The sequence below is a fragment of the Bacillus sp. FSL E2-8868 genome (assembly GCF_038005505.1).
GTDB lineage: Bacteria > Bacillota > Bacilli > Bacillales > Bacillaceae_G > Bacillus_A > Bacillus_A mycoides.
In genome coordinates, this window is sequence record NZ_JBBOTI010000001.1 from 342,971 (window position 1) to 357,175 (window position 14,205).

Here is a 14,205-nt window from a genome sequence, read left to right on the forward strand (position 1 = left end):
CATGAAAGGGAAACTTATAGTAGTCGGCGGTGGCTTGGCCGGCTTAATGGCAACGATTAAAGCGGCAGAAGCAGGAGTAAATGTTGAACTATTTTCTTTAGTACCAGTAAAACGTTCACATTCTGTATGTGCCCAAGGTGGAATTAACGGTGCCGTAAATACAAAAGGTGAAGGGGATTCTCCATGGATCCACTTTGACGATACAATTTATGGTGGGGACTTCTTAGCGAACCAACCACCAGTTAAAGCGATGTGTGATGCAGCACCTGGTATTATTCATTTAATGGACCGCATGGGTGTTATGTTCAACCGTACGGAAGAAGGACTTCTGGATTTCCGTCGTTTCGGTGGAACACAACATCACCGTACAGCATTTGCTGGCGCAACAACTGGTCAACAATTACTATATGCATTAGATGAGCAAGTACGTCGTCATGAAGTAGCAGGACTTGTAACGAAATATGAAGGTTGGGATTTCTTACGAGCTGTTGTAGATGATGAAGGTGTGTGCCGAGGAATCGTCGCGCAAGACTTACAAACTATGGAGATAAAAAGTTTCCAAGCTGATGCCGTGATTATGGCAACAGGGGGCCCTGGTATCATCTTTGGAAAATCAACAAACTCTATTATTAATACAGGTACAGCAGCGTCTGCTGTATATCAACAAGGTGCATATTATGCGAACGGTGAGTTCATTCAAATTCATCCAACGGCAATTCCTGGAGACGATAAGTTACGTCTTATGAGTGAATCTGCACGTGGTGAAGGTGGACGTGTTTGGACGTATAAAGATGGTAAGCCATGGTACTTCTTAGAAGAAAAATATCCAGCTTACGGAAACCTTGTACCTCGTGATATTGCAACGCGTGAAATCTTTGATGTTTGCGTAGAGCAAAAACTAGGTATTAACGGTGAAAACATGGTGTACTTAGATCTTTCTCATAAAGATCCGAAAGAACTAGATATTAAACTTGGTGGAATTATTGAAATCTATGAGAAATTTACAGGTGATGATCCTCGTAAACTACCAATGAAAATCTTCCCAGCAGTTCACTATTCAATGGGCGGATTATGGGTTGATTATAAGCAAATGACAAGTATTCCAGGTTTATTTGCAGCAGGTGAGTGTGATTATTCTATGCACGGTGGTAACCGCCTTGGTGCGAACTCATTATTATCAGCAATTTACGGTGGTATGGTAGCAGGACCGAACGCAATTGAGTATATGAAAGGTCTTTCTAAATCATCTGATGCTGTTGCATCTACTGTATATGAGCAAAATGAATTAATTGAAACAGAGAAATTTAACAATATTTTAATGCTTGATGGTAACGAAAATGCATATGTTCTTCATAAAGAGCTTGGAGAATGGATGACAGATAACGTTACAGTAGTTCGTGAAAATAAAAAGTTACTAGAAACTGATGCGAAAATTGAAGAGTTAATGGCGCGTTACAAACGCATTAACATTAACGATACAGCAAGATGGAGTAACCAGGGTGCTTCATTTACACGCCAACTTGCAAATATGTTCGAGTTAGCACGTGTTATTACAATTGGCGCATATAACCGTAATGAAAGCCGCGGAGCGCATTACAAACCAGAATTCCCAAATCGTGATGATGCAAACTTCTTAAAAACTACGATGGCGAAATTTGAGGGAGAAGGAAAGGCACCAGCATTCCATTACGAAGAAGTGGATGTTTCATTAATTAAACCACGTAAACGTGACTATTCCTCAAAACATGATGTAGCTGCTAAGGGTGAAGAGAAGGGGGATAAACAACATGTCTGAGAAAACAATCCGCCTCATCATTACGAGACAAGATGGCCCAGATGCACAAGAGTTTGACCAAGAGTTTGAAATTCCATATCGTCCTAATATGAATATTATTTCGGCGCTTATGGAAATTCGCCGTAATCCTGTCGACTCAAAAGGGAACCAAACAACTCCGATTGCATGGGATATGAACTGCTTAGAGGAAGTATGTGGAGCATGTTCGATGGTGATTAACGGAAAACCACGTCAATCATGTACAGCCCTTATTGACCAGTTAGAGCAACCAATTCGCTTAAAGCCGATGAAGACATTCCCGATTGTACGTGATTTACAAGTTGACCGTAGCCGTATGTTTAACGCGTTAAAACGTGTTAAAGCTTGGATTCCAATCGACGGTACGTACGACCTAGGACCAGGTCCAAGAATGCCAGAGAAAAAGCGTCAATGGGCATATGAACTTTCGAAATGTATGACATGTGGTGTTTGCTTAGAATCATGTCCGAACGTAAACAGTAAGTCTGACTTTATTGGTCCAGCACCGCTTTCACAAGCACGTTTATTTAACTCGCATCCAACTGGTGAAATGCATAAAGCAGATCGCTTACGTGCAATTATGGGTGATGGAGGACTTGCAAACTGTGGTAACTCTCAAAACTGTGTGCAATCATGTCCGAAAGGTATTCCATTAACAACTTCAATTGCAGCATTAAACCGTGATACAACAATTCAATCGTTCAAAGATTTCTTTGGTAGCGACAATAACTATTAATAAATATTGCCTCTTCATGTTGAAGAGGCAATATTTATAACTTTATATTTCTGTTTATTCAGTTTATCCCGCATTAACGGGCAGTAAAACTCCCACCTCAAAATTCAGGTGGAGCAAAGAAGCTAGGTGGGAGATCAACTGCCCGTAAACGCCCGATTGGTTCAACTAATAATCAGTGGGGGATGAACAAAGCCCCCACTGATTAAAGTTTCACTTTATTTTAAGGGCGAAAAGGAGAGGGAACGATGAAGAGAATTTCTTATATTGAAGACTTTGAGCAATGGGAAAGTGGTTTTTCATTTTATAATCCTGTCAAAGTTCGTTTTGGTGAAGTAGATATGTTTGGACATGTAAATAATGTCGTTGCTTTTACATATTTTGAAGAAGCGCGTATCGCATTGTTTAAAGAACTCGGATTTATGCAAGAATGGACACATGAATCATCAGAAACGATGATAGTCGTCGCAGATCTACAATGCAATTTTATTAAACAAATTTATTTTGATGAGCAGTTGAAAGTATATGTAAAGGCGGGAGCGGTTGGGAATTCCTCTTTAGATTTACACTATATGGTCAAAAATGCAGAAGGAGAAGTTTGTTTAGTTGGACGCGGTATGATGGTCCAAGCATCGAAAAAAACTGGAAGAGGCGAACCGTGGCCTGAGGAATGGAAGGAATTGCTATTATAATAGAATAAAAGAAAAATAAGAGAGCGATTCGCTCTCTTATTTTTTGTCCTCCATCGCCTCTTCTAATGTTAGGTGGTGCTTATATATGTATGTGGCGTATGGATTACCGACGTAGCGTAAGTGCCACGGTTCATATGCATACTCTGTTGTTTTTGTTTTATCCTCTAAATAACGAATGACAAATCCGAACTCATGGGCATGTTCTGCAACCCATTTTCCTTCTGCTGTCTCTCCGAAGATTGGTTCTAATTGGAATTTAGCAGATTTTGAGCTAATATCCATTGCTAGACCGGTTTGATGCTCACTTGTTCCAGGAATTGCACTTACCGAATCAGCCTCAGCTTTTCCTTGGCGTTTAATATATGTATTATGTAATGACTGTTGGCGTTTGTAAGAACGGTAACCTGAAACTGCTGTAAGTTCTAAACCTTCTTCTTTCGCTGCTTGGAACATTTTTTCAAGAGCGTCTGCAGCATCTTTGCGAAGTAATGTTTTCTCTTTATCTTTTGGACTAGTAAATGGTACGTTCGGTTTCGTCAAATCTTCTGGAATGTACCCATCTGGTAATTTACGATGTTTATTGACTAATACAAGAGCAGAATCTGGATTTGTTACAACGGAAAAATTATCATCTAGTTTCTTTGCATTATGATCAGCTTTTTGAAAAGCAGGAATCTCTTCTTTTTGGTGGTTATTATGTTTTTGATTTTCGACAGCTTTCGCTTCGTTTTGTAGTGGTGATTTAGAACCAAAGTAAACGAAAGATGTGATACCGATTACAATAGTAGCGGCAGAAATAATTATTATTTTTTTCATGATGCCCTGTAATCACTGTCCTTTCTTAATAAAATATGTATCGTTTTTATTATAAGTCTAGTTTGTTGAAAAAGAAATATAAGAGTCGTAACGTAATAGAAACGCAAAGAAAATGTCAGAAAATGTGTGAAAATGTAGTATTTTTTCATATAATTCATTTCTTATCTTTCATGAAGTGCATTTTTTATGTAATATATGTATATAAGAAGATGTAGCGATTATCGAGAATAAAAGACCTCTTGTATAGACTAGGAGTGAATGGGAATGGATTTTGCAACAATTATTGGAATCATTTTAGGAGTATTAGCGGTAGTCGTAGGGATGGTCGTCAAGGGCGCTGACATAACAGCTTTACTAAATCCTGCCGCAGCACTAATTATTTTCGTCGGTACATTTGCTGCAGTGTGTATTGCATTTCCGATGAATCAGCTAAAAAAAGTTCCAAAATTATTTAAAGTTCTTTTTGGTTCAAATAAAAAAGATTTAAGTTATGAACAATTGCTAGAATTATTTGTTCATTGGACATCTGAGAGTAGAAAATACGGTATTTTGTCTTTAGAGCAACAATTAGATGAAATTGAAGATGAATTTCTTTTGCGTGGTATGAAATTTGTTATTGATGGTGTATCTGCAGAGGACTTAGAACAAATTTTAGAAGCCGAATTAGAAGCGATTGAAGAGAGACATGCAAAAGGGGCTGCTATTTTTTCGCAAGCTGGTACATATGCACCTACACTAGGGGTTTTAGGTGCTGTTATTGGTCTTGTAGCTGCACTTGGAAATTTAACTGATATTGAAAAGCTAGGGCATGCTATTTCAGGTGCGTTTATTGCAACGATTTTCGGTATTTTTTCAGGTTACGTATTATGGCATCCGTTTGCAAATAAATTAAAGCAAAAGTCTGCTGCTGAATTAGAGAAGAAACGTTTAATTATTGATTGTTTATTAATGTTACAAGAAGGTACATATCCGTTTATTATGAAGAACCGCATTTTAGGTGCACTTTCTGCAACTGAGCGTAAAAAGCTAGAAAAAGGAGCAGAAAAAAATGCGGAGTAAGAAAAATAGAAGAGGCAAAAAGAAAAAACATGAAGAGCATATCGATGAAACTTGGTTAATTCCATATTCTGATATGTTAACGTTGTTATTTGCATTGTTCATCGTATTATTCGCAATGAGTAGTATAGATGCTGCGAAATTTAAACAGATGGCAGTAGCTTTTCGAAGTGAACTAGCAGGTGGAACAGGAAATAAAGAGTTTTTAAGTGATCAAAAACCAAAGGAAGAAAAAGAGTTATCGGCAAGTAGTTTGGAATCTGAGAAGATCAAAAAAGATGCTGAAGCTGAAGTGAAAAAGCAAGAAATGAATGAATTAAAAGCAGTACAAAAAGGTATTGATAAGTATATTGAGGAAAAGCAATTATCTTCTTCTTTTAAAACCGATTTAACCGAAAAAGGTTTAATGGTAACAATATTAGAAAATGTACTATTTGACTCAGGGAAAGCAGATGTGAAATTGGAATCGTTAGGGATTGCAAAAGAGATGTCTAACCTACTTGTTTCAGCATCACCTCGTGAAATTACCGTATCGGGCCATACAGACAATGTTCCTATTTCAAACGCACAGTTTGCATCGAATTGGGAATTAAGTACGCAGCGTGCAGTTAATTTTATGCAGGTGTTACTTCAAAATAAAGAATTGCAACCAGAAAAATTTAGTGCAGTTGGTTATGGAGAATACCGTTCAATTGCACCAAATGATACGCCAGAAGGAAAAGCGAAAAATAGACGTGTAGAAGTATTTATTTTACCTTTAACAAGAAATATGCAATAAAAGAGGATGGCGAAGGCCATCCTCTTTGTTATTTTGCATCAAATGATTTTAAATTGTCACGACGGATTTTGTCTTTTTCTGCATCTGATTTTTTGAAATTATAGTCATATAGAGCACCTTCCCAATCACCGTACATTGGATTAGGGAAAATGATGAATTTCTCACCAAATTGTGCTTTTGATTCTGCCACTGTTTCATTGCGATCTTTTACAGATTTCCCATCAAAACCAGTGAAATCAGATAAGTTGTCACCGAAGAATAGGACGATGTCATGTGTTTGAGAAACAAGTTCACGACGTTTTTCTTTCCCTTTTTCTTTCGGATCTTGTAATAAGATATGCTCTTTTGTTGCTTGTGGAGCACCAACGCGCTCAAGGTTTTTAATAGTTGCATCTAGTTGATTCGTTTTGCGATTTGAGATGTAGTAAATATCTACACCTTTAGACTCTGTATATTTTAAGAAATCAATCGCGCCTGGAAGAGCTTCAGCTTCAGCTTTATTAATCCAATCGTCCCATTTATAAGGATAGCCTTTTCCTGTTTTTACGCTCATTGCTTGATGGGGACTGTTATCTAAAACAGTTTCATCTAAATCAAGTACGATAGCAGGTTTTTTGTTTGTGCCTTTTGCAAGAGCTGCATCAAGCTTCAATTGACCAATATTGTATCCTTGGTAGTATAGTGCTTTCGTTTCACCAGCTGTTTGATACCATAAATCAGCCATCAATTGCTGGTCTGTTAATTTTACTTTTTCTTCTTTCGCCACTGTTTTCTCAGCTGTTCCTGAACATGCTACAAGCGATGTGGAAAGAACGGCTACAGATAATAAAGTGGTAATACCCCTCTTCATCTTCATATGTATCCTCCTTGATGTTAGTAAATCATTTAATATTATATATTAAAATATAATGCTTTTTATATTTTTTTTTATGAACATTTGCATATTGTCTTTTGTATATGTAGTAGTTTGTCCTATATTAGAAAGATGGGTTAAATAATAATAATTATTTTGACAAGTTTTATTGTCGTAATGACAATTATAATTGACAAAAACGGGATTTTTATTTACAATTTTAACTAAATGAAACAAATCATGGGTTAGGTGTAGTGATACATATAAGAGAATGAAATATAGTACTATATTTCATTCTGAACAATCATAGGCTTTAACAGAGGGTACGAATGATACTAAAGGGGAGGCTTTATACATTGAGTTTACAAATTCAAAACTTAACAAAAATATTCGGAGAATCTAAAGCAGTTAATGGTTTGCAAATCTCGTTACCGAAAGGTGAAGTGTTAGGGTTACTTGGCCGAAATGGTGCAGGGAAAACAACGACAATTAAAATGTTACTAGGTTTATTAACGCCAAATGAAGGTTCTATTACGTGGGATGGAAAATCATTTGGTGATAGCGGGGTAACAATTGGATATTTACCAGAAGAAAGAGGATTATATACAAAAAGTAGAGTAATAGATCAGTTGCGATATTTTGGCAGATTAGAAGGAATGACGAAAAAAGAAGTGGATCTTGCAATTGATCACTGGTTAGAGCGATTAGCAATCCCAGAATATAAATTTAAAACGGCAGGGGAGCTTTCGAAAGGGAATCAACAAAAAATTCAATTGATTGCTGCTCTTCTTCATGATCCAGAACTTCTTATTTTAGATGAACCATTTAGCGGACTTGATCCAGTTAATGCGGGAATGTTAGCTAATATTATTGGAGAACAAGTACAGAGTGGGAAGACAATTATTTTATCAAGTCATCGTATGGAGCAAGTAGAGGCTTTTTGCCAACATGTATGTATTTTGAAAAAAGGCGAAGCGGTCGTAGAAGGGCAGTTAAGTGATATTAAGAAAGAATACGGTTTCCGTAATTTAACTATTGAAGATACAGTAGAGAATGAAAAGGGATTAGAAGCTATACACGTTCCGTATGAAAAACAACAAGGCCTTCTTTATGTAAAAGTACAAGGTGATGCAGAAGCTCTAAAGATTTTGCAACAGTTGCAAGAGCAAGGTATTAGCTTACGACAATTTAAAATGTTAGAGCCGACGTTAAACGAAATCTTTGTAGAGAGGGCGAAATAAAGATGCGTAAATTTTCTCATGTATTTTCATTTTATTTTAAGGAAGCGTTTTTATCTAAAAAATCATTAATTACGAGTGCGATTTTATTTTTAGTTGTGTTTGGTATTTTTGCATTTAATCATTTCACTTCAAGTAATGATAAAAATAAGGATAAAGATAAAATTGCAGTTGTGACAGAGAGTTCCACATATAAAATACAAAAAGAAGAGTTAAATAAATTATTACCATCAGCTAAACTAACAATTGGTTCAAAAGAAGATTTTAATAAACTACATAAACAAGTAGAAGAAGGCGAGTTAGACGGTTTGTTTCGTGTAACTGAAAAGAATGGAGTTCCAGAAGTCACGTATATGTTTAATGGGTTCGCCAGTGAAACAACTTCTACTATTATAGCTAGTTATTTAAAGGGACAATATATGGCGGTAACGGTTGCTAAACATAATGTTTCACCGGAAATTGCACAACAATTACAAACGGAAATTTCTGTAAAACAAGAAGCAATAAAAGATCGTTCTGCCTCTGCCGGAGTTGCATATTTCTTTATATTCGCTTTATATATGTTTATTGTTGCGTTCGGAAGCACAATTGCGATGAATATTGCTTCTGAAAAAGCTTCTCGCGTTATGGAAGTTATGATTCCGAAAGTAAAACCTCTTACGATGATGTATGCAAAAATTTTAGCGGTTGTTTCAACGGCGTTATTACAACTTGTCATATTGGCATGTGGTTATTTAGTTCCTTATTTACTAGGTTGGGTAGATTTAGAAAATGGTTCATTATTTGGCGTAATTGATGTTACAAAGTTAGATGCAAAAGTTATCGGTATGTTCCTAATTTATTTTGTTACAGGGTATTTCCTGTATGCGATGATGTATGCAGCTGCTGGTGCGGTTGTTTCTAAGACTGAGGATTTGCAAGGTGTAATGCTACCGGTGTCAATTTTAATAATTGCAGCATTCTTTATAAGTCTTAAATCGTTAGGTGACCCAAATAGTACTATTGTTGTTATAAGCTCTTATGTTCCGTTCTTCACCCCGATGGTTACATTCTCACGCTTTGTAGCTGGTGAAGCTGGTATGTTAGAAATTACGATAACATTGGCGGGTCTTTTAGCGACAATCGGTATATTAAGTGCTGTTACAAGCCGCATTTACGTAAACGGTGTAATGAATTACTCTGATAAAGTGAAGTTTAAAGATTTGGCGAAATTTATAAAGCGTCAATAATAGAGGGAAAGCATGATTTTCTAATGGAATCATGCTTTTTCTTTACCCCGCATTAACGGGCAGTAAAACTCCCATCTCAAAATTCAGCTGGAGCAAAGAAGTTAGATGGGAGATCAACTGCCCGTAAACGCCCGATTGGTTCAACTAATAATCAGTGGGGGATGAACAAAACCCCCACTGATTAAAGTTTCACTTTATGTATAAATTAAAAATAGTATATAATGATAAGAGTCGTCTTTTAATAGAATGAATAAAAAGGAGGGTGTGCAGATGGGAATTAGTAGTCGTTTTACAGTAGGTGTTCATATGTTAACGTTACTTGCAATAGATCGAAACTCTCGCTGTACCTCTGAATGGATTGCTGGTAGTGTGAATACAAATCCAGTTGTGATTCGTCGCATTACAGGAATGTTGAAGAGAGCAGGACTTGTTGATGTACAAGCTGGTAAAGGTGGTACGACACTTGCTCGTGATTTAGATGAAATTACATTACTTGATGTATATAAAGCTGTGGAAGTTGTAGAAGAAGGACATCTATTTTCTTTCCATGAAAATCCCAACATTGAATGTCCAGTAGGAGCTAATATTCAATCGGTATTAGAGATTATTTTAATACAATCGCAAGAAGCGATGGAAAACGTACTTGCAAATGTAACGGTGCAGCAATTAGTTACAAATTTAAAGTCGAAAATTAAAGAATAAAAAAAAGCGAGCTTCCTCATGATGAGGGCTCGCCTTTTTTTATTCAGAAATATTAAAAATTTTATTTTTCAGTATTTAAAATGAATTTACCTACAATAGCTGCTACGATACCACCAAGAATTGGTGCAACGATGAATACCCATAATTGAGAAAGTGCTTCTCCGCCAGCAAATAAAGCTGGTGCGATACTACGAGCAGGGTTAACAGATGTTCCAGTTAACGGAATACCTAATAAGTGAATTAATACTAATGTGAAACCAATTACTAGTCCAGCTAAAGAAGAACTTCCCTTTTTACCTGTTACAGCAACGATAACTAAAACAAATACGAAAGTTAAAATGAATTCAACTAAAAATGCTCCAGATAAACCAAGAGTTCCAAAACTATTTTGTCCTAAATTATCTAAAGGTAATTTAGCAGATCGTAAAATTGTTACTAACGTTGCAGTTCCTAATAAACCACCTAAAATTTGAGCTAATAAATAATAGCTAAGTTCCATAGCGTTCATTCTTTTGTTGATGAACATAGCGATTGATACTGCTGGGTTAATATGACATCCAGAAATTGTTCCAATGCTATATGCCATAGCCACGATAGATAATCCGAAAGCCATAGCGATACCTAATGTTCCAATTCCTTCAATTCCGCCACCAATGACAGCTACTCCAGTTCCGAATAATACAAGTACAAATGTACCAATAAATTCAGCAATTGCTTTTTTTAACATAATTTACCTCCTATTAATGCACATGAAAGGTATTATAACATAGGTTTTAGTATAAACAGCTAATGAAATACTATTCTGATAAGGCGAAATAGGGAGATAATAAAAATAGATATGGTTCTATGAAGAAGAACCATATCTATTTTTATGCTGATTTTTTTGTTTAATGACTGGAACAGAACGGTTTAAAACACTATTTACGATCATTCCTAGCATGATAATAATCATCCCAATCAGTGACAGTCCGCTAGGGAATGAACCATTTAAGAAAATAATCTCACCAAGCACAGTGAAGACCATCGTTCCAGCTTGTGTTGCTTCAACAGCTCCAAGTAAAGCAAGATTGTCTTTTGCTAAGTCAGTAGCAAAGAAAAATGTCATCGTCGCAATAACTCCGGAACATAATGCTAACAAAAATCCTTGCATCATTTGACTTGATGATGGAATACCGGTAGTGGAAAATCCATATATACCAAGTAGGATTGTAATAGGGAGACTTCCGATTGCCATTCCTAATACACGTTGGAATGTATCAAGACGCCCGCCAACAAGTTCCATCATTTTTCGGTTACCGAAGGGATATAAGAAAGCTGCTAAAACGACAGGTAAAAAACCAGAAATGAATTGAGTCATTGTAATATGACCGGCTTCAGTAGCTTGCATACAAAGTACACCAAGTAAAATAAATAAAGCGACGTATAAACTGCGTAGTGGAATTTTTCCACGTACAAGTTTTGTACCTGATTTTGTTTCTATTTTAATGAAGAATAATGGCGATAAAAGTAAACCTGCTAATATCGTAACTTGCCAAGTTCCAGCAACGAGCCAAGCTGGAGAAAAAACAGCTGCGAAACTTAATAAAGAATAGAAGCCGATGCCAGCGACCGAGCCCCACCCGATCCATACAAATGGATGTTTTTTTAATTCTGCCCATAAAGCTCCTAAGTTTTTGCGAAATAAAACGATAAGGAATAAAATAGGGAGAGCAAATAGAAAACGGAAGGAAGCAGTCCAAGCCCAGCTTGTTCCAGATACATTCATTGCTCTGTTAATAATAAAGGTTGCAGAAAAAAAGGCCGATGATAAAAGACCTAGTAATATTGCGCGCATGAAGTATGGCACTCCTTTCGGAATTGAGTATTTATGTATAGTATAATATACTTAAAGATAATAAAAGTAAACTATTTTATATTTTAAGGTGGTTTTTATATATGAAAGAAAATGAAGATATGCAAACGAAAGAAGTAATTCAGCAAGTAGGTCAGCTATTAAGACAAATTCGAAATGAACAAAAATTAAGTTTAGAAGAATTAGCCCAAAAAACAGGGGTTAGTAAATTAACATTAGGGAAAATTGAGAGAGGCGAAACGAATCCAACGTTAGCTGTCATTTGGAAAATAACGAAAGGGTTATCGATTCCTTTATCGAGATTAATGGTTGTTGGAGAACCTGTAGCTGTTGCGCGCTGCGGAGAAGGATTTGCAGTAGATGTAGGACAAGCATGGCATTTAGAAACGATGTTCCGTTACACGAAAGAAACAGGGATGGAAATGCACCGTGCTTGTTTAAGAGCGAATAGTATATATGAACCGGAAGCTCATCATGAAGGCGCAATTGAGCTTGTAACAGTAATGAAAGGGAAAGTTTCTATTCAAGTTGAGAATGACGTATATGTGCTAAATGAGTTTGACTCCATTCAGTTTGAAGCTAATAAGAAACATAGTTATAAAAATGAAGAGGATGAAGTAGCGGTATTACATTTAACGATGAAATATTCTTCATGAAAAAATCACCTATAGAAAAGAATTCTATAGGTGATTTTTTATATGCTCTTCTTAAGTATATGGAATGATACCAGTTAGTACGCGCGTGGCATAAGTAATAAACAAATAAAATAAACTAAAAATCCCGTTCCAAAACATAGAATAGCAATGACCCAAATAATACGAATGAGAGTAGAGCTAATATCAAAATATTCTCCTAAACCACCGCATATACCAAATAACATTTTATCAGTTTCGGATTTATATAACCTCTTCGACATATTATGATCCTCTCCTTTTTATATCACCGCTGTTATGTATGAGTGATACAGTGTACTTTTATTCTATATGGAAATTTATGAGAAGACCATTAGGTTATATTACATTTTTTTGTGAAAGGACAATACAGTGGATTAATTGTCTTAATTTTCAGTTGGTATTAAAATGAAAATGAGGGTGTGACGTATTTTCTAATATAAGGTGGGGAAATGGTAATGACATTATATTGGTTGACTAATGTAAAGCTTGAAACAGGTTATACATATGAAGAAGCGAAAATTTCACAAACGGAAACTGAGATATGCAGTCTTCTTATTGAAGATGGGCGAATTAAAAGAATTATATCGGGAATCGCCCAAGAGGAAGGAACGTTAACTTTTGATGCTAATCGTTTATTAGTTTTACCAGCTTTTGAAGAGATGCATATTCATATTGATAAAACATATTATAGTGGGCCTTGGAAAGCTTGTATGCCAGCAGAAAATATTTTTACACGTTTTAATGAAGAAAAAACGATTTTACCAAAGCAATTAGCAACTGCTCAAGACAGGGCGGAAAATATGCTAGAGTTATTGCTTCGAAATGGCGCAACAAATATTAGAACGCATTGTAATGTGGATCCGGTTATTGGACTTCGTAATTTAGAGGCAACGTTAGCGGCTTTAGGAACATATAAAGATCGGTTGTCTGGTAGAATAGTTGCATTTCCGCAACATGGATTATTGCGAAGTAATTCTATGCAACTTGTGAAAGATGCGATGCGTATGGGCGCACAATTAGTTGGCGGAGTGGACCCAGCTACAGTAGATAATGATATTGAAAAATCATTACATACGATTATGGACATTGCGGTAGAATTTAATGCGGATGTTGATATTCATTTGCACGATGCGAATAATCTTGGAACGTTTACAATGAAGAGATTAGCAAGTCTAACGGAAGAAGCAGGATGGCAAGGTCGTGTAACAATTAGTCATGCGCTTGGACTTGGTGGTGTTACTGATAAAGAAGCTGAAGAAGTGGCAGAAAGACTAGCAGCATTAAAGATTGATATCACTTCAACCGTTCCAATCGGTAAACAAGTAATCCCAATTCCATTATTAGATCGAAAAGGAGTTAAAGTTTCATTAGGAAATGATAGTATTACAGATCATTGGTCTCCGTTCGGCACAGGTGATATGCTTCAAAAGGCAAATCGATTGGCAGAACGATTTGGTTGGAGTGATGAAAGGTCTTTAGGGAAAGCTCTTTGTTTTATTACTGGAGGGAAAGAAACGTTAAATAATGAAGGGAAACGAGTGTGGCCGAATGTAGGGGATGAGGCAAGTTTTGTTTTAACGAATGCAACATGCGCCGCGGAAGCAGTGGCTCGTCAAACAGAGAAGCGTGTAGTTATGTATAAAGGGAATGTTGTTATAGGGGATTTAGATCAAGTGAAATCTGATAATCTTGTATAGAGGAATCGTTTAGATGTTTTGAGAAGGGTTCTAATTGTGAAAATAGAACCCTTCTTTTTTATTTAGTAGAAA

15 protein-coding genes are annotated in these 14,205 nt (G+C 36.2%); 10 read left to right on the forward strand and 5 right to left on the reverse strand.

The window, feature by feature from the left end; translation table 11 throughout:
- The first annotated feature begins 1 nt into the window (after position 1).
- The 3 genes from sdhA (at position 2) to NSS74_RS01900 (ending at position 3,238) form a co-directional block, all read left to right on the forward strand.
- Positions 2-1,795, forward strand: coding sequence for a succinate dehydrogenase flavoprotein subunit (sdhA, locus tag NSS74_RS01890; protein ID WP_002143291.1), 1,794 nt, complete (start codon positions 2-4; stop codon positions 1,793-1,795).
- Entirely contained in the window at positions 1,788-2,549 is a 762-nt protein-coding gene (sdhB, locus tag NSS74_RS01895; protein ID WP_002088861.1) for a succinate dehydrogenase iron-sulfur subunit, read from the forward strand. Before sdhA ends, sdhB begins: the two co-directional genes overlap by 8 nt.
- Before the next feature lie 245 nt (positions 2,550-2,794).
- On the forward strand, positions 2,795-3,238 hold the full coding sequence (locus NSS74_RS01900) for an acyl-CoA thioesterase (protein ID WP_002088859.1): 444 nt from the start codon (positions 2,795-2,797) through the stop codon (positions 3,236-3,238).
- A 36-nt stretch (positions 3,239-3,274) separates the two neighbouring features.
- Here NSS74_RS01900 and NSS74_RS01905 read toward each other — a convergent pair whose 3' ends face one another.
- The gene (locus tag NSS74_RS01905; RefSeq protein WP_002088858.1) at positions 3,275-4,054 is read right to left on the reverse strand and encodes a M15 family metallopeptidase; all 780 of its coding nucleotides are present in this window, start codon (positions 4,052-4,054) and stop codon (positions 3,275-3,277) included.
- Positions 4,055-4,318: 264 nt separating this feature from the next.
- Between NSS74_RS01905 and motA the strand changes: the two genes are divergently transcribed.
- Together motA and motB are read left to right on the forward strand one after the other, a co-directional pair.
- Entirely contained in the window at positions 4,319-5,113 is a 795-nt protein-coding gene (gene motA / locus NSS74_RS01910) for a flagellar motor stator protein MotA (protein WP_002088856.1), read from the forward strand.
- Entirely contained in the window at positions 5,103-5,888 is a 786-nt protein-coding gene (gene motB, locus NSS74_RS01915) for a flagellar motor protein MotB (RefSeq protein WP_002088853.1), read from the forward strand. Before motA ends, motB begins: the two co-directional genes overlap by 11 nt.
- 28 nt (positions 5,889-5,916) lie before the next feature.
- Here motB and NSS74_RS01920 read toward each other — a convergent pair whose 3' ends face one another.
- Positions 5,917-6,744: a 5'-nucleotidase, lipoprotein e(P4) family gene (locus NSS74_RS01920; protein ID WP_002143288.1), complete on the reverse strand. Its 828-nt coding sequence runs from the start codon at positions 6,742-6,744 to the stop codon at positions 5,917-5,919.
- A gap of 353 nt (positions 6,745-7,097) precedes the next feature.
- Here NSS74_RS01920 and NSS74_RS01925 point away from each other — a divergent pair, with 353 nt between their 5' ends.
- The 3 genes from NSS74_RS01925 to NSS74_RS01935 all read left to right on the forward strand — a co-directional run bounded on the left by NSS74_RS01925 (position 7,098) and on the right by NSS74_RS01935 (position 9,910).
- A complete protein-coding gene (locus NSS74_RS01925) occupies positions 7,098-7,982 on the forward strand; it encodes an ABC transporter ATP-binding protein (RefSeq protein WP_002088851.1) in 885 nt (294 codons plus the stop codon).
- 2 nt (positions 7,983-7,984) lie between these two features.
- Positions 7,985-9,208, forward strand: a complete 1,224-nt coding sequence (locus NSS74_RS01930) for an ABC transporter permease (RefSeq protein WP_002143287.1) — start codon at positions 7,985-7,987, stop codon at positions 9,206-9,208.
- 270 nt (positions 9,209-9,478) lie between these two features.
- Positions 9,479-9,910 (forward strand): Rrf2 family transcriptional regulator, encoded by a 432-nt coding sequence (locus tag NSS74_RS01935; RefSeq protein ID WP_002088848.1) that lies wholly within the window; start codon positions 9,479-9,481, stop codon positions 9,908-9,910.
- Positions 9,911-9,971: 61 nt separating this feature from the next.
- Here NSS74_RS01935 and NSS74_RS01940 read toward each other — a convergent pair whose 3' ends face one another.
- Both NSS74_RS01940 and NSS74_RS01945 read right to left on the reverse strand, forming a co-directional pair.
- The gene (locus NSS74_RS01940) at positions 9,972-10,637 is read right to left on the reverse strand and encodes an MIP/aquaporin family protein (RefSeq protein ID WP_002129292.1); all 666 of its coding nucleotides are present in this window, start codon (positions 10,635-10,637) and stop codon (positions 9,972-9,974) included.
- Between the two features lie 117 nt (positions 10,638-10,754).
- Positions 10,755-11,744, reverse strand: a complete 990-nt coding sequence (locus NSS74_RS01945; protein WP_002143282.1) for a DMT family transporter — start codon at positions 11,742-11,744, stop codon at positions 10,755-10,757.
- A gap of 101 nt (positions 11,745-11,845) precedes the next feature.
- Between NSS74_RS01945 and NSS74_RS01950 the strand changes: the two genes are divergently transcribed.
- The gene (locus NSS74_RS01950; protein ID WP_002034214.1) at positions 11,846-12,418 is read left to right on the forward strand and encodes a helix-turn-helix domain-containing protein; all 573 of its coding nucleotides are present in this window, start codon (positions 11,846-11,848) and stop codon (positions 12,416-12,418) included.
- A gap of 74 nt (positions 12,419-12,492) precedes the next feature.
- Here NSS74_RS01950 and NSS74_RS01955 read toward each other — a convergent pair whose 3' ends face one another.
- A complete protein-coding gene (locus NSS74_RS01955) occupies positions 12,493-12,678 on the reverse strand; it encodes a PspC domain-containing protein (protein WP_002088845.1) in 186 nt (61 codons plus the stop codon).
- A gap of 213 nt (positions 12,679-12,891) precedes the next feature.
- Between NSS74_RS01955 and NSS74_RS01960 the strand changes: the two genes are divergently transcribed.
- Entirely contained in the window at positions 12,892-14,133 is a 1,242-nt protein-coding gene (locus NSS74_RS01960) for an amidohydrolase family protein (RefSeq protein WP_002143281.1), read from the forward strand.
- Positions 14,134-14,205 lie beyond the last annotated feature (72 nt).

What these genes read in the sequence shown, in the direction of transcription:
- sdhA (WP_002143291.1), top strand. Translation starts at nt 2, where the DNA reads ATGAAAGGGAAACTTATAGTAGTCGGCGGTGGCTTGGCCGGCTTAATG.
- sdhB (WP_002088861.1), top strand. Translation starts at nt 1,788, where the DNA reads ATGTCTGAGAAAACAATCCGCCTCATCATTACGAGACAAGATGGCCCA.
- NSS74_RS01900 (WP_002088859.1), top strand. Translation starts at nt 2,795, where the DNA reads ATGAAGAGAATTTCTTATATTGAAGACTTTGAGCAATGGGAAAGTGGT.
- NSS74_RS01905 (WP_002088858.1), bottom strand. Translation starts at nt 4,054, where the DNA reads ATGAAAAAAATAATAATTATTTCTGCCGCTACTATTGTAATCGGTATC.
- motA (WP_002088856.1), top strand. Translation starts at nt 4,319, where the DNA reads ATGGATTTTGCAACAATTATTGGAATCATTTTAGGAGTATTAGCGGTA.
- motB (WP_002088853.1), top strand. Translation starts at nt 5,103, where the DNA reads ATGCGGAGTAAGAAAAATAGAAGAGGCAAAAAGAAAAAACATGAAGAG.
- NSS74_RS01920 (WP_002143288.1), bottom strand. Translation starts at nt 6,744, where the DNA reads ATGAAGATGAAGAGGGGTATTACCACTTTATTATCTGTAGCCGTTCTT.
- NSS74_RS01930 (WP_002143287.1), top strand. Translation starts at nt 7,985, where the DNA reads ATGCGTAAATTTTCTCATGTATTTTCATTTTATTTTAAGGAAGCGTTT.
- NSS74_RS01935 (WP_002088848.1), top strand. Translation starts at nt 9,479, where the DNA reads ATGGGAATTAGTAGTCGTTTTACAGTAGGTGTTCATATGTTAACGTTA.
- NSS74_RS01940 (WP_002129292.1), bottom strand. Translation starts at nt 10,637, where the DNA reads ATGTTAAAAAAAGCAATTGCTGAATTTATTGGTACATTTGTACTTGTA.
- NSS74_RS01945 (WP_002143282.1), bottom strand. Translation starts at nt 11,744, where the DNA reads ATGCGCGCAATATTACTAGGTCTTTTATCATCGGCCTTTTTTTCTGCA.
- NSS74_RS01950 (WP_002034214.1), top strand. Translation starts at nt 11,846, where the DNA reads ATGAAAGAAAATGAAGATATGCAAACGAAAGAAGTAATTCAGCAAGTA.
- NSS74_RS01955 (WP_002088845.1), bottom strand. Translation starts at nt 12,678, where the DNA reads ATGTCGAAGAGGTTATATAAATCCGAAACTGATAAAATGTTATTTGGT.
- NSS74_RS01960 (WP_002143281.1), top strand. Translation starts at nt 12,892, where the DNA reads ATGACATTATATTGGTTGACTAATGTAAAGCTTGAAACAGGTTATACA.